We start from the raw sequence: 22,200 nt of genomic DNA, 5'->3' as shown, positions 1-22,200 counted from the left end.
ATCGAGTATGTTAAGTGGGAAAACGGCCCTCGTCACCGGTTCGACCTCGGGCATCGGGCTGGGCATAGCCCGCTCACTGGCCGAACAGGGCGCCAATATCGTGTTCAACGGCTTCGGCGACGCCCAGCAGATCGAGAAGCTCTACCACGAGGTCGGGACCGAATTCGGCGTGCAGACCGCCTACCACAACGCCGACATGTCCAAGCCGGCCGAGATCGAGGCGATGATGAAATTCGCTGCCGACAAATTCGGCGGCGTCGACATCCTGGTCAACAATGCCGGCATCCAGCACGTGGCGACCGTGGACGAGTTCCCGCCCGAGAAATGGGACGCCATCCTCGCGATCAACCTGACCTCGGCCTTCCACACCACCCGCTTCGCGCTGCCCGGCATGAAGCAGAAGAACTGGGGCCGCATCATCAACCTGGCCTCGGTGCACGGGCTGGTAGGGTCAAGCGGCAAGTCGGCCTATGTCGCGGCCAAGCACGGCCTGGTGGGCTTCACCAAGGTGACGGCGCTCGAGAACGCGCATACCGGCATCACCTGCAATGCGATCTGCCCGGGCTGGGTGCTCACGCCGCTGGTGCAGAAGCAGGTCGACGACCGCGCCGCCCGCGAAGGCCTGTCCAACGATGCGGCGCGCAAGGCGCTGCTGGCGGAAAAGCAGCCGTCGGGCGAGTTCGTCACGCCGGATGAACTGGGCGCGCTGGCGGTGTTCTTGTGCAGCCCGGCGGGTAACCAGGTGCGTGGCGTGGCCTGGAATATGGATGGGGGCTGGGCGGCCCAATAAAACCGTAGGGTGGGCGGGTCTTCCCGCCCGCGCGTTCAAATCACGGTGCTGCAGCCCGTTCGGCTGTTCCTCCCCTAACTATCACCGCGCGGGCGGGACGCCCGCCCACCCTACGAAAACCATGCGATCACTGACACGAACACTTGCGGTAACGGTTCTTATCTTGGCCGCTGCTACCGCGCACGCCGCTACTCCCCGCCCCATCCTCCTCACCGCCGACCGCGTCTGGACCGGCGAGGGCCCATCCCAGCGCAACTGGGCGGTGCTGGTCTCGAAAGGCCGCATCGACGCCGTCGGCCCGCTCGACAAGATGGCCGTTCCGCTGGACGCCGAACGGATCGACCTGCCCGGCAAGACCCTGGTTCCGGGCCTGATCGACCTGCACTCGCACGTCCTGCTCCACCCGTATAACGAAACGACCTGGGACGACCAGGTGATCAAGGAGCCGGTCGCCTACCGCATCATGCTGGCCGCCCGGCACGCAGCAAGCACATTGCAAGCCGGCTTCACCACCCTGCGCGACCTGGGCACCGAAGGAGCGGACTACGCCGACGTCGGCATCAAGCGCGCCATTGACGAAGGCGTGGCGCCGGGTCCGCGCCTGCTGGTCGCGACAAAAGCCATCGTCGCCAGCTACAGCTACGGTCCGGCCGAGAAGAGCTATCGCCCCGACATGGAGCTGCCCTACGGCGCCCAGACCGCGACCGGCATCATTGAGGTGACCAAAGCGGTGCGCGAGCAGTCCGCGCGCGGCGCCGACTGGATCAAGATCTACGGCGACTACCGCACCGGCATCGACGGCACGGCGCGCCCGACCTTCACGATGGAAGAGATGAAAGCGATGGTCGCCGCCACCCATGTCACCGGCCGCAAGGTCGCCGTGCACGCCAGCAGCGACGACGCGATCCGCATGGCGGTGCTGGCAGGCGCCGACACCATCGAGCATGGCTACGGCGCCTCGGAGGCCACCTTTCGCTTGATGAAAGAGCGCGGCGCCGCTTACATCCCGACCCTCACCGCACCGGAAGCGACGGGCGAATACTTCCAGAAGCACGTGCGCGGCGGCGCGCCCACCCCCGCCATGCAGCAGGCGCAGCGCGCCTTCCAACTCGCGCGCAAGGTCGGCGTCATCATCGGCAACGGCAGCGACGTCGGCGTGTTCGCGCACGGCACCAATGCGCGCGAGCTGGAATGGATGGTCCGCCTCGGCATGACACCGCTCGAGGCCATGCGCGCGGCGACCACGGTGGCGGCGGACATCCTGGGCAAGTCGAAGGAACTGGGCCAGCTCAAGCCAGGCCTGTTGGCCGACGTGGTGGCGGTCGAGGGCGATCCGACGCTGGACATCGCTGCGGTGTCCAGGGTGGGATTCGTGATGAAAGGCGGCGAGATTTTCCGCCGTCCCTGAGCGTATTACGGTCGCGTAAATATCTGATATAGGCCCTGCGGATATCCACAATAGATGGCGCAGGCCCAATCCGTGAAGATGGCAGCTCTCGAACTTCTCTTAGAAGAGTTGCCATGAAAAAGCCTTTCTACAAAATCCTGTATGTCCAGGTGCTGTTCGCCATCGCCATGGGCGTGTTGCTCGGGGTGTTCTACCCTGAACTCGGCACCAGGATGAAGCCTTTGGGAGACGGCTTCATCAAACTGATCAAGATGATCATCGCCCCGGTGATCTTCTGTACCGTGGTCGCCGGTATCGCCGGCATGCAGGACATGAAGAAGATCGGCCGCGTCGGCGGCAAGGCCCTGCTCTACTTTGAAGTCGTCTCGACCTTCGCCCTGGCCATCGGCCTGGTGGTGGCCAACGTGATCAAGCCGGGCGCCGGCTTCAACGTCGACGCCGCCCACCTCGACGCCTCGTCGATCGCCCAGTACACCGACAAGGCCAAGAGCCAGAGCACGACGGACTTCGTGTTGAACATCATCCCGAATACCTTCGTGGATGCCTTTGCCAAGGGCGACATCCTGCAGGTGCTGCTGGTGGCGATCCTGTTCGGCTTCTCGCTGTCGATGATGGGAGAGCGCGGCCGTCCGGTGACCAAGATGATCGACGACTTCTCGCACGCCATCTTCGGCGTCGTGAACATCGTCATGAAGGCGGCCCCGATCGGCGCCTTCGGCGCGATGGCCTTCACCATCGGCAAATACGGCCTCGATTCGTTGCTGCCGCTGGCCAAGCTGATGGGCTCCTTCTACCTGACCTGCTTCCTGTTCGTGGTCGTGGTGCTGGGCGCCATCGCCAAGTTCACCGGCTTCTCGATCTTCCGCTTCATCGCCTACATCAAGGAGGAACTCCTGATCGTGCTCGGCACCAGCTCGTCGGAAAGCGCCCTGCCCGCCCTGATGCGCAAGCTCGAGCGCCTCGGCTGCTCCAAGCCGGTGGTCGGCCTGGTGGTCCCGACCGGCTACTCGTTCAACCTGGACGGCACCAACATCTACATGACGATGGCCGCCCTGTTCGTGGCCCAGGCCACCAACACCGAGCTGACCCTGCTGCAGCAGCTGACCATCCTGGCCGTGGCCATGCTGACCTCGAAAGGCGCGTCCGGCATCACCGGCGCCGGCTTCATCACCCTGGCCGCGACCCTGGCCGTGGTCCCGACGATTCCGGTGGCGGGCATGGCGCTGATCCTCGGCATCGACCGCTTCATGAGCGAATGCCGCGCCCTCACCAATTTCGTCGGCAACGGCGTGGCGACGGTGGTGGTGTCGAAATGGGAAAAGGAGCTCGACGTCGAGCGCATGGACGCGGTGCTGCATGGCCGGGTGCCGCTGGGCGACGACGACAAGAACCTGGAGCCGGTGCGCGCCGCGGCGTAGGCCACAACTCCCCGATGCACGCAAACCGCCGCTGACCCGTCAGCGGCGGTTTTTTTTGTGCTGCGCAAAGCGGTGCGCCGGCAGCCGGCAGGGCGGAACGGCGCGGCCGCAGGCGCCTCCGCTACCCATGCCGGATAAGTTGCACGCCACATGCGGAAACTGTAGACATCGTTGTCTAGACATACTATTCTAGAAGTGACCGAAACACATATGAGGACGCTCATGCCACGCAAACCCGAAGCCCCCAAACCCACCCCCGCCGAGCTCGAGCTGCTGCAAACCCTCTGGCCGCTGGGTTCCGGCACCGCCAAGCAGGTGCACCAGGCCATGCAGGAACACAAGCCCGACGTCACCTATGCCACCGTGCTGCGCCTGATGCAGATCATGCACGGCAAGGGCCTGCTGGTGCGCGACGAAAGCGAACGCTCCCACGTCTACGCCCCGGTGCATGCACGCGACTCGATGCAGACCAATCTGCTGCAGGACCTGGTGCAGCGCGCCTTCGCCGGTTCGGCCAAGGCCCTGGTGCTGGCCGCCCTGAAAAGCGGCATCTCGAAGAAGGAACGGGCCGAGATCGAGGAGCTGCTCAGGGAAGACACGCCGAAGGACGGCAAATGAGCAGCGCCCACCTGATCGGCAGCATCGGCTGGACCCTGGTGCACTTCCTGTGGCAGGGCGCGCTGGTCGGCTGCGCCACGGCGGTCGCCCTCACCTTCCTGCGCAATGCGCGTCCCCAGTCGCGCTACCTGGTGGCCTGCGTCGGGCTGTCCCTGTGCCTGGCCTGGCCCGCGACCGAACTGCTGCTGCGTCTGCTGCGCGGCGAGGATGCCGGGGGCGATGCGATGGTGCTGTTTGCCGCCGGCCTGGTGGCCGGCGCCCCGATCGACGAGGGCTGGAGCACGCTGCTGGGCGAGCAACTGGCGCCGATCGTCGCGACCTGGGCGGTGTGCGCGCTGGCCATGGCCTTGCGCATGGTGCTGGGGCTCTTGTGGATCGGGCGCGCCGCCGCCCATGAGCGCATCGACGCCCCCTGGCAGGCGCGCACCGAGCGTCTCGCCGCGCAGTTCGGCATCACCCGCACGGTGCGCCTGCGCGTGGTCGAAGGCCTGGGCAGCCCGCTCACGGCCGGCTGGTGGCGTCCGGTCGTGCTGGTGCCGGCGGCGCTGGTGTCCGGCATGCCTGCCCACCTGCTCGAAGCCCTGCTGGCCCACGAGATGGCCCATATCAAGCGCCATGACTACCTGGTGAACCTCGGCCAGAACGTGGTCGAGACCCTGTTCTTCTACCACCCGGCGGTCTGGTGGATCTCGGGACGCATCCGCGTCGAACGGGAACAGATCGCCGACGATTTCGCGGCACGGATACTGGGCGAACCGCGGCGCCTGGCCCTGGCCCTTTCCGAACTGGAGAAACTCCAGTTCTCAACCCACCACCTGGCCCAGGCGGCCAATGGAGGAGATCTTATGTCACGCATCAAACGCTTGCTTCGCCCCGATACACAAGCACTGAACTGGAAAGCGGCCATTCCCGTGCTGGGACTGGCGGCGATGTGCACCGCGGTGTTCGCCCATGCGGCGCCTTCGGCCAAGCTGGCAGAGGCGGAAAAACCCGCAGTCGCCAACTTCAATTCGTGCAAGAAGCCCGAATACCCGGCCGAATCGATCAAGCTCAATCACACGGGGACGGTGCACCTCGGCTTCCTGGTCGACAAAAACGGCAAGGTCAAGGACACCACGATCGACAAGTCGTCCGGCCATTTGCCGCTCGACGAAGCGGCGCGCAGCGCGCTGGCCAGATGCAGCTTCAAGCCGGCGACCACCAAGGGCAAGCCGGTGGAAGCCTGGACCAAGGTGCAATACGTCTGGACGCTCGAGTAAGGACAAAACAAAGCAAGCCCGCGAGGACGCTCGCGGGCTTGCCGGGTTCCGATGGGCGGCGCAGGCCGCCCGCTTGCATTTATACGGCCGAGACGTCCAGCTCGCAGCCGGTGGCCGCCAGCACTTCCTGCTTGGTCACACCGGGCGCCAGCTCGACCAGCTTCAGGCCGGTGTCGGTAATATCCAGCACGCCCAGGTCGGTGATGATGCGGTCGACCACGCCCACGCCGGTCAGCGGCAGGTCGCATTTCGGCAGGATCTTGTGGCTGGTCGAGCCATCCTTGGCGGTGGCGACGTGTTCCATCACCACGACCACGCGCTTGACGCCGGCCACCAGGTCCATCGCGCCGCCCATGCCCTTGACCATTTTGCCCGGGATCATCCAGTTGGCCAGGTCGCCGCGTTCGGACACCTGCATCGCGCCCAGGATCGCCAGGTTGATCTTGCCGCCGCGGATCATGCCGAAGGAATCGGCCGAGCTGAAGTAGCTTGACCCCGGCAGCGCCGTCACGGTCTGCTTGCCGGCGTTGATCAGGTCGGCGTCCACCTCCGACTCAAGCGGGAACGGACCGATGCCCAGCAGGCCGTTTTCCGACTGCAGGAAGACCTCGATATCCTGGGGAACGTAGTTCGCCACCAGGGTCGGCAGGCCGATGCCCAGGTTCACATAGAAACCATCCTGCAGTTCCTTCGCCGCACGCGCGGCCATTTCATCACGAGTCCATGCCATGTTTTCTCTCCCTCAGTCTTGGTTCGCGGCGCGCACGGTGCGCTGCTCGATGCGCTTTTCCGGCGTCGGGTTGTGGACGATGCGGTGCACGAAGATGCTCGGGGTGTGCACCTGGTCCGGATCGATCTCGCCAATCTCGACCAGCTCTTCGACTTCCACGATGCAGACCTTGCCCGCGGTGGCGACGTTCGGGTTGAAGTTGCGCGCGGTCTTGCGGAACACGAGGTTGCCGGCCTTGTCGGCCTTCCACGCCTTGACCAGCGAGACGTCCGGCACCAGCGATCGTTCCATCACATAGTGCTCGCCGTCGAACTCGCGGGTTTCCTTGCCGTCGGCGACGATGGTGCCGTAGCCGGTCTTGGTGAAGAAGGCCGGGATGCCGGCGCCGCCGCAGCGCAGCTTCTCGGCCAGCGTGCCTTGCGGGGTGAATTCGAGTTCGAGTTCGCCGGCCAGGAACTGGCGCGCGAATTCCTTGTTCTCGCCGACGTAGGACGAGATCATCTTCTTGATCTGGCGCGTTTCGAGCAGCTGGCCCAGGCCGAAGCCGTCCACGCCTGCATTGTTCGAAATCGCGGTGAGGTTCTTGGCGCCGGTGTCGCGCAGCGCTTCGATCAGCGCTTCCGGAATGCCGCACAGGCCGAAACCGCCCACGGCGATGGTCTGGCCATCTGCAACGATGCCGGCCAGCGCCGACTTCGCATCAGGATACACTTTATTCATACCCGTCCCTTTTATAGTTAAGCCGAAAAGCTCTTCTGTACTACAGAGTAGAGTCTCAGCATAAAATACGCTGCTCCGAATGACAATACCGTAGAAATACGGGCGAGCACCCGATTCACCCGCCAGTCAATCCAGATCAACCGAACCCAGCAGATGAACGCAGCCACCGCCATCGATTACGAGACGATCTTCCAGCAAGCCCCAGTAGGCATGTGCGTCTCGAGGGACCGTGTGATCCAGGCCAGCAACCTGGCCCTGGGGGCGATGTTCGGCTATGCAGAGGGCAAGCTGCACGGCCAGTCCTTCAGCATGCTCTATCCGACGATGGACGAGTTCCTGCGCACGGGCGACCGCATCGTGCCGATCATGAATGCCAAGGGCCGCTATTCGGACGAGCGCATCATGCGCCGCGCCGATGGAGAACTGTTCTGGTGCCACGTCACCGGACGCGCGCTCGACCCGTTGCTGCCGCTGGGCGCGGGCGTGTGGACTTTCGAGGACGTGAGCGAGAAGCGCCCGGTATCGGCCGAGCTGACGCCGCGCGAGCGCGAGATCGCCGCGCTGCTGGTCGAGGGCAAGACCAGCAAGATGATCGCGCGCGACACCGACCTCAGTCCGCGCACGGTGGAGATGCACCGCGCCAGCCTGATGCGCAAGTTCGCTGCCTCGACTTCGTCGGAGCTGGTGCACAAGCTGGTGGGGGCGCGCTGAGCGTCGACGGCGCAGGGATGATGGCGCACTTTCCGGCATGGCTGTCCCGCCTCGAATCTGCCTCTCTCCGCTTCTGCATGGTGCAGGTTTTAGCCGGAATTTCCAAAAACAATGTCACCGGTTCATTTGACTAAAATCAAAGTAAATATGACAGAAAGGTCAAAGATAGACCTTAGCAAGCAGACTTTACAGTCTGTCCGAACATGATCGGATCCTGGTGCCGCCCTGCGCACTTCAGAGTTGATTTGGACACCGTGCCGAAACTGACAGCGAGTTCGCAGCACGCGTGTCTATTGCAGCCAATCGCCCGCTTTTGCAGTCAGTCTCCGGCACGCAGGATTTCGGCGTGGGCGACTCATGTTTATTTGCAGGTTGGATCATTGACATTCCTGCGAATCCACTACACGCGAAGCGCTGATTGATTCCGCGGTAAAGCGCAATTTGGCACGCAACCGCTGATCGGATTCGGTGTTTCAACGGACGAATGTTGCCAGCGAACCGGCATCATTCCCGTTTCCAGCAGAGATTGCTTTCGATCCTGCATGAGCATTTAGCTGTCAGCACAAGCTCAGGCCAGCGGCCAACAACGACAGCCATGATTGTTCCGAGAGGCGCGGCAAAGCCTACGAACATGAAAAGCCGGCAGGAAATCGACCTGGAACTTATTAAATCCGCACAAGCGGGCGATATCTCTGCTTTCGAAACATTAATGAAAAGATATAGATTACGTCTGTTTCGATTCTTATCACCAATGGTTCGTGATGCAAGGGATACGGAAGACGTGGTGCAGGATACTTTCATAAAAATGTATATGGGGCTCCAGACCTTTCGCGGCGACTCGTCGTTCTCGACCTGGCTCTTCAGAATCGGAATTAACACTGCGAAACGTAGCTTGAACCGGCGTGGACGGCGTATCCCTCAATTGAGCGAACCTGCGACTGACAATGGCGGTAGCCAGCAACTCATGGAGGTGGAAACCGACTTCGTGACGCCGGAAGCAACGTTGGAATCCAGACAGGTGATGGATTTGGTGAATGCCGCTCTTTCCGCCATGCCTGCAGAGCAGCGTATCGCCTTCGTCTTGCGCGAACTCGAGGGTTTGACCTACGAGGAAATAGCGGAGCAGATGCATTCGCCGATCGGGACGGTTCGCAGCCGTATCCACCGCGCCAAGGATGCCCTCGCTGCCGCGCTGAAGGATCAGTAAGCAGCCAGGGCCGGGTTCTCTACGCAGCGATCCCGCAGATCAAACCAGGGCCTCGCTGTCCGCATGCCGGGCATAGCGGCGCCTGCCTCAACCCTGGGGACCTGGCGTCTAGCGGCTTGTCGCCGCATAGTCGTCCATTGAACTGTCCGCGATAACAGGCAGGGTCAGCGCAAAAGCCAGCGCCAGCAGCCACCCGACCACTGTCCACCCAGTGAGGGCACAGGCGATGAATATCCGGTCGGCGCTGCGATAATGGCGCTTCATTGCAATTACGCCAGGCAGGAAATAGAGATAGACCGCAGAGCCGAGCGTGATTGCAAACACATGGAATACAAACACGACAAGCCCGATCAAGAGCATTGCAGTGATACGAAATAGCGCTAACATGGTGTCCCCCGATTTGCGATATTGGCCAGCTCAGCTCAGCCGGCGCGCGCGTAATGACTGGGCCGATCGATCTCCATTTCTTCATCACTGAACCTGTTTTCCCGGGCGATCCTGGCACCAGTACGCAGCCTCCTGGCGAATGCGCCTGCAGTACCGATGGCGATACCGAGCGCAGCGGAGAATGCGATGACGACCATGCGTGAATCCGCGGGCTGGATAGGGACCACCGCCTCGTCGACAATCCTGACGTTGCTTGACCGGTCCTGTGCATCCACACTCATCTCTTCCACACGGCGCAGCACCGATCCATAGATATCCGTTTCAGATTTCAGGTCGCGCGCGCGTCTCTCGAGCTCGGTTGCAACTCCGGGCACCCGCCGCATATCACCCGCCACGGAATTACTTTCGTGGTTTAGTCCGGCGATCTGGCGATCGAGGGCAAGCAGCTCGGGATGCTCGTCGCCAAGCCGTACCCCAAGCTCCGCCCGCTTTTGCCGCAGTGCCGACAGGCGCTCCTTTGTTCCGGAATAACGGGCAAGCTGCAGTCTTGTGTCTTCCGCCAGGTCTGCGGCACGCTCGTTCCGGCGATAGGTTTCATATCTGCTCTCGGCTGCCTCGACCCGCTTTTTCAGCAAGGGTAGCTGCGCCCGGAGAATCGCAAGCGATTCATTCGTTTCCTGTCCCTTTTGTTCCCGTACAAACTTCATATAGGTATGGCCCAGTTCATTCAGAAACGCTTCCGCACGCCGCGGATCCGTGTGCCGCAGGCTGACCTTGATGACTCCGGTGTCTTTGCCGAGCTCGTTGACCTTCAGCCTGGAACTGACGTCGTCAATGGCAGCGACGCGCGGGTGGCGCGCCACGACATACTGCGTCCCAGCCGATCCGCTCAACTCGTCGATCCGCAGAGAAACCGGCTGTTGACCGATTGTCAGATGGTGCAACTGCCCTACCCGACCGGACGAAACGGTACGGCTCTTTTTCTCTTCGATCCGGTAGCGCCCAGGCCCGGTTTTCGTAACCCTGAGGGCCGTATCGAGCAGCGATGCCGGCACCTTCAGCATGCCGACGCGTATGCTCTCGGCATTCCACGCATACCCTCCATAGGGATGGAGCACCACCCCTCCCCGGCGCGCATTCCACTGCGCCAAGGCGGCACCGACAATCGGGAAATACCTTGGAGTGGCAGAAATGTCCAGCCCCTGCTTATCGACTGCAGCGCCGACGATAGCGCGCGAACGCAACAACTCGACTTCGGACATCGCGCGCTTGTAGCCCGAGCCCGGGGAGGCATACCCGAGCAAACTCTTTTGCTCGGCGGAGCGCATATCCGCCACCTGGATCAGTAAATTGGCTTCAAACGTAGGGGGTTTGGCATAGGCGTACAGCGCGCCGAGGGCCGTAATGGTCATCGCCACGACTGCGATGAACATCCGATAGTGCATGACGACGCTCAGCTGTTCGGAGAAACTGATCGGCGTGATGACCGGCCCGACCTCATACCTGGAAATTGCCGGCTCCGAAGAGACGATTTCATTCTTTCCCATATTGCGCTCCTTCCACCCACCGCGCACTGACCGTGGAGGAAAATTGTGCGGGATCAGATGACTGATCTCACTAATATGCAGGCTAACAGTCGCTCGACGAATATCGTTTGCGCTGCATCAAAGACTTGTGGCAGGCACGACTGCAAGAGTATGGTAGTGACCTGAGAACATTACACAAGCGTATTGGAAATGCTGAAAACATCTTCGCCATGAAATACAAAGTCGCGGTTCAGGGGAGCGATCGCGTTCAAAAAATTCTTTGCGCTATTACTTTTTGGCAACATCCAGTCATGCAACTCAATGATCATTAGCGGAAATTTTTCTATCCATTCAATATTTTTCGAAAACAATTCAGATTCGAACCCTTCAATATCGATCTTGATCAAGAAAGGAACGCACTCTTCGGTGCAGTAACTGTCCAGTAAATACTTGACCGTCACAATATCGGTTTCTCCATGCTCGGCACAACTCATTCGAAAGCCGATGCTTCCGAGGCCCGGATCCGCGATTACGCCGCGGCTTTTCTCGCTGCCGATTGCACATTGCAGAAACTCGACATTGGAGGGACCGTTGTTTCTCTTTGCATAAGCGACACTTTCTGGATAAGGTTCCACACATACGATTCTGGATGTCGGGTAGTTTTCGGAAAAATAGCGGGACGCAATGCCAATATTTCCACCGCAGTCGATAATGAGTGGGGTTTTTCCTGAACGCACCGTTTGCTCATAAAAATTCATCAGATCATCATAACGCCTAAGTTTTTCCAAGCCATATCCCTCTTCCAAGTAAATTTGGCCGATAGTATAGAAGTCGGATTTATCCCTCAGGTGAAATGTGAGGTATTTCTTGTGTTTCCTATCGAACAGAATTTGACGCGCACATACAGATGGCGTGAGCTGCAGATAACGCCCTCCTTTTTTTCCGACCGAAAACTGCACAAGATCATGCATTCTGGCTATTAAGCTGCGCAAGGCTTTCGGTGCCGAGGTATCCTGCAGCAGGATAGAGCCTCTCGCGGGTACGGACGTAGCCTGGACGTCACGCGCCGATTGGGGTAATGGCATTTCCATTTGGAGTCCTTTCAAGTCATCAAGAATACTGTTGGAATTTCGGCAGGAGCGATTGCGCTTGATTGAGACAGGTTTTCAGCGCCTGGTCGTCAGGCAAGATGACGGACCCGCTGGATTTCAGCGACGCCGCCTGCAGTCAAGAAAACTGCAGCAACAATGCCGCCGAACATCCCCAATTTCACGCAGATGCCAAGCCACAACCCACTGCCCTGTACCGCGCCGTAGAACATCGTGGCTAACAGGCCAGTGCCGACTGCGCCGGCCGTGATGAGTAACAGGCGAAGGGGAAACATGTCCCCAAATGATTTGCCTAATCGTTTGGCAATCACGCGCATGGTGACCGCTTCGCTCAGCGCAAACGCCGATACGCTTCCCAAGGCCGCGCCCGCCAGTCCAAACCACCATGCCCCCGCCAGGCTGGCGCAGACCGACGTGGCAAGGCCAGCAGCATTAATACGTATGGAAAGCTTCCCCAAGTCAAGCATCGGCATGGCGTAGCCAATCGCAAATGATTGCATCATGATCAGCACGAGGTAGGCGCGCATGACGGGCACTGCAGGCAAGTATCGCGCCGTGTAGACAAGCTCCACGATCTCCGGGGCCAGCACGAATAGTGTTGCTGAGATCGGCACCAGGAGCAAGGTGGCGGCACTGCTACCTTTGAGTAATAGACGATGGACCTCGGCGCGATCGCCCGTGGCGTAAGCTGCGCTGAGCCTGGGAAGCATTGCGCTGTTGATCGGCTGACGAATCAGGGAGCCAACCGGGAGGACGACGGCACCGATCGTAAACGCCGCAAACGCCAGTCCCGGGAACATTGCAGCGGCAATCCATTGATCGCACTGAACCCGCAGTACAAACAGGCTGATCCCGACACCAAATGGAATGGCGTAGCGCAGCTGGACACCCATCAATGCAGGGTCACAACCGATGCGCCCCCCACCCGGCCTGGTGCCCAGGTAAGCAATTGCGAGGGCCACGCGCAAGGCCGCTTCCACTACCAGCGCACCGACTACCCATGCAAGATCACGCGTGAGAATGGCGATCAGTGAGATCAAGGCTGTCCGAAAGATCGCAATCCCCAGGTCAGCCGAGAACTGCCAGATAATCCGTCCCTCGGCAATGGCGAGGGTAGTGGTAATGGAAAGGAGAACTGACAGTCCGAGGAAAATCGATGACGCGCCATGGGTATCGTGGAACAGCCGGTGCAAAGAAGTCCCGCCTGCTGGGTTGAGCGGACTGGCGACGACTGCGACGATGGCGCCCATGACGGCGAGATACAGGATCACGTTGCCGATGACAATGCGCTTGCGCTCTTCGGCTGCGACAGGCAGGAAGAAATACAATGACTGCGGCATGAAGGCCGGCGCCAGCGCCAGGGCGGTTCCAAGCATGAGTGTGAGCAACCGATACTGGCCAAACGCCGCGGTGTCGAGGTTCCGGACCAGTACGACGGGAATCAGGAACTGCAGCAGGAACTCGATCATCCCCCCGGCCGTCAGGATTGCAGCCGATCTCGCTATCCCCATCTGGCCCAGGCGGATAGCCATCTGCTTCAATCCTGACCGAGGTGCAGGTGGAGGAAACTGCGGCGAAGCGCCCGGAACAGGACCCGGATCCGCGCGATATTCGTCGTGCTATCCATGACATGCCTCCTCGATTCCCTGCAAGTACGGCGTGATGACATCCTGCTCGGCATAATGGCGGACCATGAACGCCTTGCAGCGCTCGCTAGTGTCCAGCCACTGACGGCGGTCTGAAACGAGTTGGCGCACGTGTTGCTGCATGTCGTCCATGGTGCTGACCGCGAAGCCAAGACGCTCGCGCCGGATGACGCCATCCGGGTCGAAGAAAGCAACTGCCGGGGTGCCATGGATCCAGGCTTGCAGGTAGGAGTTGGGGAAACCTTCACTATCCGAGGTATTGACGAAAACACTGGCGCCTGCGTAGTGCTGCGCCATCTGGTGGAATGGCACGCGCCCACGGAAATCCAGGTTCGGGAGATGCCTCGCTTCTTCGGCGATGCTGGCATACAGGCTGCCCGATCCAGGCTGCTCTCCGCCTATCATGCAAAAGCGTAGATCGGGCATGCGGCGGGCCAGCTCGAGCAGCAGGTCCGGCCTTTTGAACTGGCGCAAGTTGTTAACCCACAGCACGTCGACCGAACGTTCCACTGCTTGCTCGCACGGCTGGACCAGCATGCGCGCGAGCGTGCTGTGGCGTCCATAGTTGGCCAGCATGGCGTCGTGCTGGCTCTGTGTCTGTACCAGCACATGGTGCGCCCGGCGCAGCCCGTATTCGTAAAGCTTTTTGTCGCGCCAGTACCTGATTAACAATTCATCGGGCCTGCAGTCGCTGTCGTGGGCGACACGGAAGATCAGCTTGCGCTGATAGGCGCTGCAAAACATCGACACCAGGCCAAGCTGCATGCCAGCACAACTGAGGTAATAGATATCGGCGTTCGCCTGGCGCAGCGCGTTCCAGGTCTTGATCCACCGTGGATAGACAAACCGCAACATCCGTAGCCCGGCAGACTGCTTGTAGGACCGGTGCGTCACGATGCCGTCCCATTGCGCAGCATCGGGTTGACCGTAGTCGTAAACCACCATGCTGACCTCGATCCCGCGCCGTACGAGTGCCTTTGCCAGCAGTGTCTGCTGGACCTGTTCGCCCCCGACGCCGTGGCCGCTGAACTCCTCGGCGAGCACGGGCAGGTTATCCATTCCGACGAAACACAGCTTCATGTCCTGTCCTTTGCGTCCCTGGCGAACTCTGCAAGCTGGCCCGGCCGGCCAGCATGATGAGAACGTGCGATTGTCCCGACCGCTGCCCCATAGGCCAGCCAGAGATAGGCATGGGTAAAACCAGGCATGAAGCTATCGTCGGTAATGCCCTGGACCAGGAGCAAGGGGATGCAGGCTGCAGCGCCGAGAAAAAATCCCCGCAGCCCGTGGGCGATCGGCATGTAGGCGGTTTGCCAGAAGGTCCGCCACATGTGGACCAGGAACGCCGCCGTGACAAGTGTGCCGACGATCCCGACGTCGAGCAATGATCCGAGATAGGCACTGTGGGGATGGCCGACCGGCAGTATCGTGCGCGACTGCGCCGCTTCCGACCACAGGATCGACCCATGTCCGCTTCCGACGACGGGATGGCGGAAGATCTCCGGCAGCAACGGTAGCCAGATTTCGTCGATGCGGCCGGAACTGATCAGATCGATGTCATTGCCACCGATGCCATGCAGTACCCTGTCCACTACGGCGTCCGACAGCGCCATCACGGCCAGTGCAAGGCAGGCGAGGATGACGATCAGCCTGATCCTGTCGCGACGGACGCACACGGCATGGAACGACACCACGAGCAGTCCGAGAAAGGCCCCGCGTGAAAACGTCAGCACAACCCCCGCGGCAATCAGCAGCGAGAGCAGGCCTAGCCACAGCGTCGCGGACCGGCTCCGGGCCTCGCCCAGCGAGCACAGCGACAGGGCCAGCGCCATATTCAGCATCAGACCAATTTCGTTGGCGTGCGGACCCAGCACGGACAGGTACTTGCGCGACTCCTGCTGGGCCAGGTCGCCCATCGTCGCCGACGCTCCATTGGCAACGACGAACAGGGCGATCGACAACAGGGTCGCCGAGGAGAGTACGGGCACCATGATCCAGGCCGGGCCGCGCGTATTCGCCGCAAGAATTGCCATCACATAGGCGGTGGCGATGATCAGTCCCGGCGCGAACAGGGTGATTTGCAGGTAGCCCAGCGCCGTGGTCTCCCCGATCACACCAAGGGCATGGAAATATGGGGGAATCTGCGAAACGAATCGGGCGCCGTTGAGCGCCGCGAATATGAAGACGAGCAGGTAGGCATAGAAGACCGGACGCCAGGCCGGGAAGCGGAGCCGGCCCGGGCGCAGGGCCGCGGCAACGAAGACTGCCATTGCCGTGAGCAGGATTGCCATGCCGATGATACGTTGGCCGGATAGGCCCGTCACCGCTTTCGACAGGAAGGTGGTCGGCACGAAAGGCAAGATAAATACGGCGACGGCTGCAAAAATCCTGAAGTTCCGCAGTCCGAGCAGGACGAAGGCAGCGCCCCCGAGGAAGATGCTGGTGCGGATCATTCCAACGCGGTCGAACAGCAGTCCCACAAGCGCTGCCGCAGCAATGCACCCGGCGAAACTGGTAACCAGGTTGCGTAAAGGATGGGGGGCCCGTCCCGTATATTGCGCCACTGCCGAAGTATCCCGCATGTCATTCTTTCGCTGCGCCACGCGCTGATCGTACCGTCGGCAAGTCCGGACGCGTCGATGCCAGCGTGGCCTGGGTTGAGTAAGCGCTCAAGGGGCGAAGCAGTGCGTTTTGTAATCCACTACAGTCACGTTGCCCTTCGACGAAATATGGTGACTGCCGAGGGAGCGGTCGAGGTAGTCGTGCCGGATGTCGGCCACCTTGCGCTCCAGGTAGTTCGCTTCGTCCAGGACCAGGATCTCGAAGAGTGCGAGACCCTCGCCATACTGGTCGAACCCCTGCCGCTGGGCCGCCCGAAAGATCCGGCCCTCATCCATGATCAGTCCGGCGTTACGTCCCATGTCGGTATCGATGCACAGCGGATTGGCAGGATGCGGCGTCCACCGGCCCTCCAGGGGCGAATCGGCGGAGAACAGGCACAGTTCCGAACAGTGGTCGCTCAGCCCTGAGCGGTCCACGCTCGTGAGCAGCCACCATTTGCCCTTGTGCTCGAAGAATATCGAATCTGCAGCCGAGATATTGTCGAGCGCGACAGAATGGAGCGACCAGCTACGGGGGAAATCATCGCACTGGTAAATCCTGATCTGGTTGCTCTCGGATGCCTCCGGGCACATGTACGTCTGGCCGCCATACTCGAAGATGAAGGGAAAGGACAAATGGAAGTCCTCCCTCAGGGCGACACCCAGGCAGTTTACCGAAGCCGGAGTGATCTCCAACACGGAGATATGGGCACGGTGCGTTGCGTACACATAATCTTCAACGAAACAATAGGTCCTGCCCTCGTGTACGTGGAGAAACGGATCCGCCCAGAAATGCCCAGCAGGCGCTGAAATCCGGACGCCGCGCCACAGGGCAGCCTCGCGCCATCCCGAACGGGTCACGCACAGGTTCCAGCGATGCTGGATTCCCAGCAGGCGACGCGATGCGCGTGCCGCGAGCCGGCCGAACAACTTGGCGATGTACAGGGAGGACTCGGCTGCTCCCGGGGGCGCCAGGCAGGAGCCCGAATAGGGAACCGTATCCCGTGGAACGGGCAGCGTGCTGGTGGCGGCGACGTCGAGCAGCAGCTTTCGCAACTGCGCCTGTGCTTTGTGGAAAAGATGGGCCTGGTTCAGCAGGAAAGAAAATTTAGTCCTGAAACCGCCTTCGACCAGGACGCGTGGCCGCAACACGGAAGGCGTACGGGTACAGATGGCAAAGCTCGTCTTCGGGCGGCGATGGTAGGCGTCCCAGAAACCGATCGGCGCCGACTCCGTGATCCTGTCGCGACGGTAGTCGATGAACACTGTTCCAAAGCGTGCCGCGGGAAGCTCGGCGGGTATTGGGCAACCATTCCCAAGATGCACGAACAGATCGACGGAGGGAGCGGACGGACCGCCATCGAAGCCTGCCAGATAGATTCGTGGCAACGAGGCCAGGGACGGGGTATCCGCCAGGTCGGCCACTGCCAGATGACTGCGGTGCGCCCGGTAGCAGCTGAGCAGAACGCGCTCGGCCCGCATGACGCCAACTGTAAAGAAGCCGTGGCGGGCCGCGCCGATCCAGCGCCGCCATGCGGTATCCGAACGCCCCGTACCGGTGCGCTGCTCCGGCCTGCTGGCGGCCAAGGCCAGGGACAGTTCGATACCCGGCTGCGTTTTCGCCCATTCACAAAAAGCAAGGGCATAGCTGTCGATGTGCCGGGGGGAGACGATCAAGGCAATCTGCAATGTTTTCATGACGGATAAGGCTGGCTGTTACGAAACCATCGCGGTGCCACTGAAATGCTCGATCAGCTGCTTCGTCTGTCGTACATTGCGCAGGCTCGAGGCGCCGAAGACGATCGATTCGACTTTCTCTTGCGCGCACACATATTCGATGGCTTCGGCTGGTGGGATCGCACCCGATGCGAACACAGACATCGCTACAGCACGGAAATTGCGCGATGCAATGATCTCTTCATAGGCCTGCAGGCCGCCGCACATGCGGAAGCCGATCTTGTTGATGTTCGCGCATACGATCGGGTTCTCGATCCCGACCCCTTCCAAAGCGTCGAGCAGCAGGGGAAGGTTCATGGTGATAAAACCCGGCTCCGCACCGTAGGCATCGCGGACGTGATGCGCAAACGTGCGCAGGGCCCCATGGAAGCCCAGACCCAATGCGAGATCGGTCACCACATTTTGCAGGAAGATCACAGGGGTGGAGATGCCTTCGAACATCTTCATTTCCGCATCGATCAATGCGCGGATCAGGACGTCGATGTCTTTCCGGGCGACCGCCATGCCGTTCTTCATGGCGGAAAGGACCGGCGCATCGTTCGGCAAGAATTGCCTGATTGCTTCGATCATCCCGAGTTCCGAAACGGCATTCGCATATTTATGCGCATAAGGCATGCAGGGATACATCTTGAGCTTCCGGTAGCGCAGCGGCTTGCGCCGGATGAGCGCGCAGATCTCCGCGATGCGCTCATGCGTCGTGCACATCAGCACCTCGATGCCTTCATCGAGCACGCCGTCGAGCATGCTCATGACTGCGTCGTTGCCCTGAAACTGGATCGCCAGCTTGCGAGCATGTTCGTCCGACATATGGTTGATGCCGAAAAACTGATTATCGCCAAACAGTATGCGTTCCACGCTCATCCTCCTTTCAAGACGTTGGCAATTGCCTTTGGCGTCCTGAGAATGGATTCTCCGATCTCCCTCCATGACTTCGCCGCCTGCCGTCCTTCGCCGGCAATGTCCGGGTGGCGCGCAGCTTGCGCATCCGACTGGGCTGCGCGTGCAGCGTCTTTCCGGATCATCTCGGCCACGACATCTGTTTCCAAGGCGCAGCGAAAGTCGCAATGGGTGTGCAGCCGGCGCTGCTGGATGGATTCCACGAAGTAGGCGATCTGGGCAGAATACTCTTCGCCGCGAAGATAAAACCAGACCGGCTTGGTCAACTCGGTCGTGTAGAGCTTGGTCCAGCCAACCGTCAACTCCGGCAACTGGAGGCACGGGGACCGGAGGTAGAGATTCAGTTCCTGGCGGCTGACTTCGATTTTGCCGTTCAGGCCCCAGAGCGTGACTGCGGTCGACATCTTGCGGAAGCTTTCGTCACTCCAGTTGGCCGAAATCTGCGCAGTTTTCCCGTCTGCATAGGCAAAGTTCGAATACACTTCGTCGTCGATGGTGGAAGAGAACACACTGCGCAGGACCGACCCCGACACCGACGTCGGCGGTCCGATAAGGTAACCCAGCAAATCGATACCGTGGCAGGCATAGTCGTACAAGCAGCCGCCTCCCTCGGTTTTGCTGGTTCGCCAGGTCGCGCCCTTTTGCCGGATCATGACCGGTCCATAGCATTCCACCTGTGCGTGGTAGACCTGCCCGATGGCGCCTGCGGTCAACAACCTCTTCGTTTCTTCGAAGGTCGCAACGAACCTGTTGTGATAGCCGACCTGCGTGACCACGCCGGCACGCTCGGCCAATTCGGCCAGCTTGGCTCCCTGGCCGACGTCCAGGCAGAACGGCTTCTCGCAAAAGATGTCGATGCCCCGCTCCAGCGCAGCCTGGGTCATCTGGGTATGGTATTTCGATGGCGTCGCGATCAGCACTGCGTGGGGCTTTTCCGCGTCCAGCATCTGCTCGTAATCGCCGTAAGTCGCCAAGCCGGTATATTTCGCCACGATGTCGCGCATGTATTTTGCGGGATCGCACACCGCGACCAGCTTCAGGTCTGGATGCGCGTTAAGGATGGCCTGGTGGGAGATTCCCATCTTGCCCATGCCTGCCAGGGCAATGCGGATCGGCTGGTCAGTTGGCGTTTTCATTTGTCACCTGTTTCTTGATCATTTCGTAAGCCAGCCGCCCTTTTGAAAGCAAAGCAGGATTCGGCATGCTGCGCGAGTGTGAATGAAGATATTCCAGAGCCTCGTCTGCCGTGAGTTGGGGCCGGTGCACGCAGGCGCCTTCCGCAATCAGGTAGCGGTCAACGTCGAGCAGCGCATCCTGGTAGACCGAGATCGTCGGAACACCCAGCACGGCCAATTCACGCGTCATCGTCCCGCCCGCGCCGACGAACAGGTCGCAGGCTCCCGCGATGGATCGGATGTCCAGCACTGAGGCGAGTGTGCGCGAGCCTGCAAACCTGGGACCGCAGTAATGGCGGTACTGGTCGTCCGACCGTGGAAGAATCGTGACGTCGGCACGGTCCTTCAGCCCGACGATCACGTCGTCCAGGAAATTCTGGGGGCCCTTGTAGTATTGGGCAGTCCAGGGTTCCGGCCTGATATAGATCCGGGGACGCGTCGCTGCGTCACCCGGCCGGCGTTGCGCCGGTAACTTGTGCATGTAGTCCCAAAGATAGATGCCTTCCTTGACTCCGGGATAATGGGTCACTTTCTTCATCCTGGCACCCTGCCTCTTGAGGCTGCCGGCACTCAAAAATTCGGGAACCATGATCGTATCGGCGCAGGCGAAGGCCGGGACGTTTCCTGCTGCATGCTCATTGTCGTTAAGGTAAACAGAGCGGATCCCCATCAACTGCGCCACCACAGGCGAGTGGAAGGAGCTCTGCGACACCGCCACATCAATACGCTTGTTCTTCAAAAATTGGATCAATTGCGACACCCGCACCGGGAACCCGCATACTTTGCGCACGATCGAACGTCCATAGTGGCTGCCAACCACGGTGTGCTCGATCTTGTGCATCCGTAGCAGCTCGCCAGTATTGGCGAGAGGACGGCTCGTGACCACGACCTCGTGCTCGCGCTGCAATTCGAGAATCATCGCGCGGAACATATTGATATGTGGCGAATTCGATAAATCAAACCAAATCTTCATTTTCTCTTCCCCCAGACAAGACTTGATGTGTGCCTGCTACAGCGCTGTCCCGCTCGCCACACGGGGGACGCTGATACTGTTTTGTGGACCGGCTCGAAATCAGCTGTTCATACAAGTCTTCAACTGCCCTGACCGCGTGCTTCCTTGAAAATCGCGTTTCCACCTTGACCCGTCCGGCCAGACCCATCCTCTGACGATCTTCCGGACTTGCCAGCAGCTTCAGGACGGCAGCCGCGAGGGCTTCGATGTCTCCTGGCTCGACCAGCAGACCTTCCACTTCGTTCGTGACCGCTTCCGGAACTCCGCCGACAGCGGTCGCCACCACCGGCAAGCCATGTCCCATCGCCTCCAGCAAGCTCATTGGAAGCCCTTCAAAATGCGAAGGCAGGACGAAAATTGCAGCCTGTTGCAACAACTCCTCTCTGCGTTCCTGCCCAATCCAGCCCAAAACCTCGACGTTGTTCTCGAGCGCGAGCGCGCGCACCTGCGCTTTTGCCTCCTCGACCCGGCCATCGCCACACAGTTGTAGCCTGGCGCCGGGACACACAGCCGTAATCTCGGCCATCGCCTTTATCAGGTCGAAAGCACCTTTGCATGTCTCTATATGGCCGAGAAAAATCAGGGTCGGCACAATGCGGAAGACGGACTCGTTCGTGGGCATTGCAATGGCCGGGTTGCAAATTGTTATGACGCCTTCGCGACCAGTAATGGTGCGAATCCAACGGTTGAGTTCGTTTGACACGACGATGATCCTATCGACATTATTGAAGGCAAATCGGACAAGCCGGCGCCGGAACGGTCCGCATTGCGCCTCGTAGAACTCCGGAAATCTGCCTGCATGGACATGGAGAACGGTAGGGACACGAAACACGAAGAATATCAATAGAAAACAATACTTTCTCCAGAAACTGGAATTAATAGCAACATGGATATGGGCAATTTCTATTTGGCTTGCGATGGCCTTACTGATCGCATACCTCATCGCTTTGGCGAATAAACCGATCTTCTCGGTGCGCTTCCCGCTGCAATGGGTCGCAACATATTGGACATTGCTGCGTTGAAAAAAGCCGTCAGCGTCATAATGCTGGACAACAGAAGCGATGCCGCCACAGGCATCGGATCGGGTACCCAACATAAGTATCGGCTTACGCGCATCCATAGCATTTCCTTTAACCAGCTTGATATTCCTCTAGATCGCAGAAGCATTTACCGATATTGTTCCATCATGTTCTTCTACGTTTGACATATATCAAACCTCGGTTACCGTGCTCGACAATTTAATGATGTCC

Annotated in this window: 20 protein-coding genes; 7 read left to right on the top strand and 13 right to left on the bottom strand. The window is 60.3% G+C overall.

What is annotated here, in order from left to right; translation table 11 throughout:
• Positions 1 to 7: 7 nt before the first annotated feature.
• The 5 genes from AC56LR_RS10130 to AC56LR_RS10110 all read left to right on the top strand — a co-directional run bounded on the left by AC56LR_RS10130 (position 8) and on the right by AC56LR_RS10110 (position 5,493).
• The gene (locus AC56LR_RS10130; RefSeq protein WP_497129977.1) at positions 8 to 790 is read left to right on the top strand and encodes a 3-hydroxybutyrate dehydrogenase; all 783 of its coding nucleotides are present in this window, start codon (positions 8 to 10) and stop codon (positions 788 to 790) included.
• A 163-nt stretch (positions 791 to 953) separates the two neighbouring features.
• Positions 954 to 2,198, top strand: a complete 1,245-nt coding sequence (locus AC56LR_RS10125; protein ID WP_497129975.1) for a metal-dependent hydrolase family protein — start codon at positions 954 to 956, stop codon at positions 2,196 to 2,198.
• A gap of 113 nt (positions 2,199 to 2,311) precedes the next feature.
• Positions 2,312 to 3,616, top strand: a complete 1,305-nt coding sequence (locus AC56LR_RS10120; protein ID WP_497129974.1) for a dicarboxylate/amino acid:cation symporter — start codon at positions 2,312 to 2,314, stop codon at positions 3,614 to 3,616.
• Positions 3,617 to 3,838: 222 nt separating this feature from the next.
• Positions 3,839 to 4,234 (top strand): BlaI/MecI/CopY family transcriptional regulator, encoded by a 396-nt coding sequence (locus AC56LR_RS10115; protein ID WP_497129972.1) that lies wholly within the window; start codon positions 3,839 to 3,841, stop codon positions 4,232 to 4,234.
• Positions 4,231 to 5,493, top strand: coding sequence for a TonB family protein (locus tag AC56LR_RS10110; protein ID WP_497129971.1), 1,263 nt, complete (start codon positions 4,231 to 4,233; stop codon positions 5,491 to 5,493). Before AC56LR_RS10115 ends, AC56LR_RS10110 begins: the two co-directional genes overlap by 4 nt.
• A gap of 79 nt (positions 5,494 to 5,572) precedes the next feature.
• On the opposite strand, the gene AC56LR_RS10105 is transcribed toward AC56LR_RS10110, so the two are convergent.
• Complete coding sequence (locus tag AC56LR_RS10105) at positions 5,573 to 6,223, bottom strand: 3-oxoacid CoA-transferase subunit B (RefSeq protein WP_497129970.1); 651 nt, start codon at positions 6,221 to 6,223, stop codon at positions 5,573 to 5,575.
• A 12-nt stretch (positions 6,224 to 6,235) separates the two neighbouring features.
• The gene (locus AC56LR_RS10100; protein WP_497129968.1) at positions 6,236 to 6,943 is read right to left on the bottom strand and encodes a CoA transferase subunit A; all 708 of its coding nucleotides are present in this window, start codon (positions 6,941 to 6,943) and stop codon (positions 6,236 to 6,238) included.
• A gap of 153 nt (positions 6,944 to 7,096) precedes the next feature.
• Between AC56LR_RS10100 and AC56LR_RS10095 the strand changes: the two genes are divergently transcribed.
• Entirely contained in the window at positions 7,097 to 7,654 is a 558-nt protein-coding gene (locus AC56LR_RS10095; protein ID WP_497129966.1) for a LuxR C-terminal-related transcriptional regulator, read from the top strand.
• A gap of 526 nt (positions 7,655 to 8,180) precedes the next feature.
• Entirely contained in the window at positions 8,181 to 8,861 is a 681-nt protein-coding gene (locus tag AC56LR_RS10090; RefSeq protein WP_497129965.1) for a sigma-70 family RNA polymerase sigma factor, read from the top strand.
• Positions 8,862 to 8,969: 108 nt separating this feature from the next.
• Here AC56LR_RS10090 and AC56LR_RS10085 read toward each other — a convergent pair whose 3' ends face one another.
• From AC56LR_RS10085 to AC56LR_RS10035, 11 genes are all read right to left on the bottom strand, one after another.
• Positions 8,970 to 9,248: a superinfection immunity protein gene (locus AC56LR_RS10085; RefSeq protein WP_497129963.1), complete on the bottom strand. Its 279-nt coding sequence runs from the start codon at positions 9,246 to 9,248 to the stop codon at positions 8,970 to 8,972.
• A gap of 35 nt (positions 9,249 to 9,283) precedes the next feature.
• Positions 9,284 to 10,795 (bottom strand): GNVR domain-containing protein, encoded by a 1,512-nt coding sequence (locus tag AC56LR_RS10080; RefSeq protein ID WP_497129961.1) that lies wholly within the window; start codon positions 10,793 to 10,795, stop codon positions 9,284 to 9,286.
• Positions 10,796 to 10,965: 170 nt separating this feature from the next.
• Positions 10,966 to 11,865, bottom strand: a complete 900-nt coding sequence (locus tag AC56LR_RS10075; protein ID WP_497129959.1) for an FkbM family methyltransferase — start codon at positions 11,863 to 11,865, stop codon at positions 10,966 to 10,968.
• An 89-nt stretch (positions 11,866 to 11,954) separates the two neighbouring features.
• A complete protein-coding gene (locus tag AC56LR_RS10070; RefSeq protein WP_497129957.1) occupies positions 11,955 to 13,415 on the bottom strand; it encodes a lipopolysaccharide biosynthesis protein in 1,461 nt (486 codons plus the stop codon).
• A gap of 87 nt (positions 13,416 to 13,502) precedes the next feature.
• Positions 13,503 to 14,609, bottom strand: a complete 1,107-nt coding sequence (locus AC56LR_RS10065) for a glycosyltransferase family 4 protein (RefSeq protein WP_497129956.1) — start codon at positions 14,607 to 14,609, stop codon at positions 13,503 to 13,505.
• Positions 14,606 to 15,982, bottom strand: coding sequence for an O-antigen ligase family protein (locus AC56LR_RS10060; protein ID WP_497129954.1), 1,377 nt, complete (start codon positions 15,980 to 15,982; stop codon positions 14,606 to 14,608). Before AC56LR_RS10060 ends, AC56LR_RS10065 begins: the two co-directional genes overlap by 4 nt.
• A 216-nt stretch (positions 15,983 to 16,198) precedes the next feature.
• Positions 16,199 to 17,827 (bottom strand): glucosamine inositolphosphorylceramide transferase family protein, encoded by a 1,629-nt coding sequence (locus AC56LR_RS10055; RefSeq protein WP_497129953.1) that lies wholly within the window; start codon positions 17,825 to 17,827, stop codon positions 16,199 to 16,201.
• A gap of 18 nt (positions 17,828 to 17,845) precedes the next feature.
• A complete protein-coding gene (locus AC56LR_RS10050; RefSeq protein ID WP_497129951.1) occupies positions 17,846 to 18,727 on the bottom strand; it encodes a hypothetical protein in 882 nt (293 codons plus the stop codon).
• Positions 18,724 to 19,899, bottom strand: coding sequence for a Gfo/Idh/MocA family protein (locus AC56LR_RS10045; protein ID WP_497129949.1), 1,176 nt, complete (start codon positions 19,897 to 19,899; stop codon positions 18,724 to 18,726). The genes AC56LR_RS10050 and AC56LR_RS10045 overlap by 4 nt, the downstream gene beginning before the upstream one ends.
• On the bottom strand, positions 19,883 to 20,911 hold the full coding sequence (locus AC56LR_RS10040; RefSeq protein WP_497129948.1) for a DUF354 domain-containing protein: 1,029 nt from the start codon (positions 20,909 to 20,911) through the stop codon (positions 19,883 to 19,885). The genes AC56LR_RS10045 and AC56LR_RS10040 overlap by 17 nt, the downstream gene beginning before the upstream one ends.
• On the bottom strand, positions 20,895 to 22,070 hold the full coding sequence (locus AC56LR_RS10035; RefSeq protein ID WP_497129946.1) for a glycosyltransferase family 4 protein: 1,176 nt from the start codon (positions 22,068 to 22,070) through the stop codon (positions 20,895 to 20,897). The genes AC56LR_RS10040 and AC56LR_RS10035 overlap by 17 nt, the downstream gene beginning before the upstream one ends.
• Positions 22,071 to 22,200 lie beyond the last annotated feature (130 nt).

The organism is Telluria sp. ZT3P39 (assembly GCF_059685935.1).
This window is presented reverse-complemented; position numbering and strand designations above follow the sequence as displayed.

Excerpts from the sequence above, each read along its gene's own strand:
- AC56LR_RS10130 (WP_497129977.1), top strand. The coding sequence starts at position 8 with ATGTTAAGTGGGAAAACGGCCCTCGTCACCGGTTCGACCTCGGGCATC.
- AC56LR_RS10120 (WP_497129974.1), top strand. The coding sequence starts at position 2,312 with ATGAAAAAGCCTTTCTACAAAATCCTGTATGTCCAGGTGCTGTTCGCC.
- AC56LR_RS10115 (WP_497129972.1), top strand. The coding sequence starts at position 3,839 with ATGCCACGCAAACCCGAAGCCCCCAAACCCACCCCCGCCGAGCTCGAG.
- AC56LR_RS10110 (WP_497129971.1), top strand. The coding sequence starts at position 4,231 with ATGAGCAGCGCCCACCTGATCGGCAGCATCGGCTGGACCCTGGTGCAC.
- AC56LR_RS10105 (WP_497129970.1), bottom strand. The coding sequence starts at position 6,223 with ATGGCATGGACTCGTGATGAAATGGCCGCGCGTGCGGCGAAGGAACTG.
- AC56LR_RS10100 (WP_497129968.1), bottom strand. The coding sequence starts at position 6,943 with ATGAATAAAGTGTATCCTGATGCGAAGTCGGCGCTGGCCGGCATCGTT.
- AC56LR_RS10095 (WP_497129966.1), top strand. The coding sequence starts at position 7,097 with ATGAACGCAGCCACCGCCATCGATTACGAGACGATCTTCCAGCAAGCC.
- AC56LR_RS10085 (WP_497129963.1), bottom strand. The coding sequence starts at position 9,248 with ATGTTAGCGCTATTTCGTATCACTGCAATGCTCTTGATCGGGCTTGTC.
- AC56LR_RS10080 (WP_497129961.1), bottom strand. The coding sequence starts at position 10,795 with ATGGGAAAGAATGAAATCGTCTCTTCGGAGCCGGCAATTTCCAGGTAT.
- AC56LR_RS10075 (WP_497129959.1), bottom strand. The coding sequence starts at position 11,865 with ATGGAAATGCCATTACCCCAATCGGCGCGTGACGTCCAGGCTACGTCC.
- AC56LR_RS10070 (WP_497129957.1), bottom strand. The coding sequence starts at position 13,415 with ATGGCTATCCGCCTGGGCCAGATGGGGATAGCGAGATCGGCTGCAATC.
- AC56LR_RS10065 (WP_497129956.1), bottom strand. The coding sequence starts at position 14,609 with ATGAAGCTGTGTTTCGTCGGAATGGATAACCTGCCCGTGCTCGCCGAG.
- AC56LR_RS10060 (WP_497129954.1), bottom strand. The coding sequence starts at position 15,982 with ATGATCCGCACCAGCATCTTCCTCGGGGGCGCTGCCTTCGTCCTGCTC.
- AC56LR_RS10055 (WP_497129953.1), bottom strand. The coding sequence starts at position 17,827 with ATGAAAACATTGCAGATTGCCTTGATCGTCTCCCCCCGGCACATCGAC.
- AC56LR_RS10050 (WP_497129951.1), bottom strand. The coding sequence starts at position 18,727 with ATGAGCGTGGAACGCATACTGTTTGGCGATAATCAGTTTTTCGGCATC.
- AC56LR_RS10045 (WP_497129949.1), bottom strand. The coding sequence starts at position 19,899 with ATGAAAACGCCAACTGACCAGCCGATCCGCATTGCCCTGGCAGGCATG.
- AC56LR_RS10040 (WP_497129948.1), bottom strand. The coding sequence starts at position 20,911 with ATGAAGATTTGGTTTGATTTATCGAATTCGCCACATATCAATATGTTC.
- AC56LR_RS10035 (WP_497129946.1), bottom strand. The coding sequence starts at position 22,070 with ATGGATGCGCGTAAGCCGATACTTATGTTGGGTACCCGATCCGATGCC.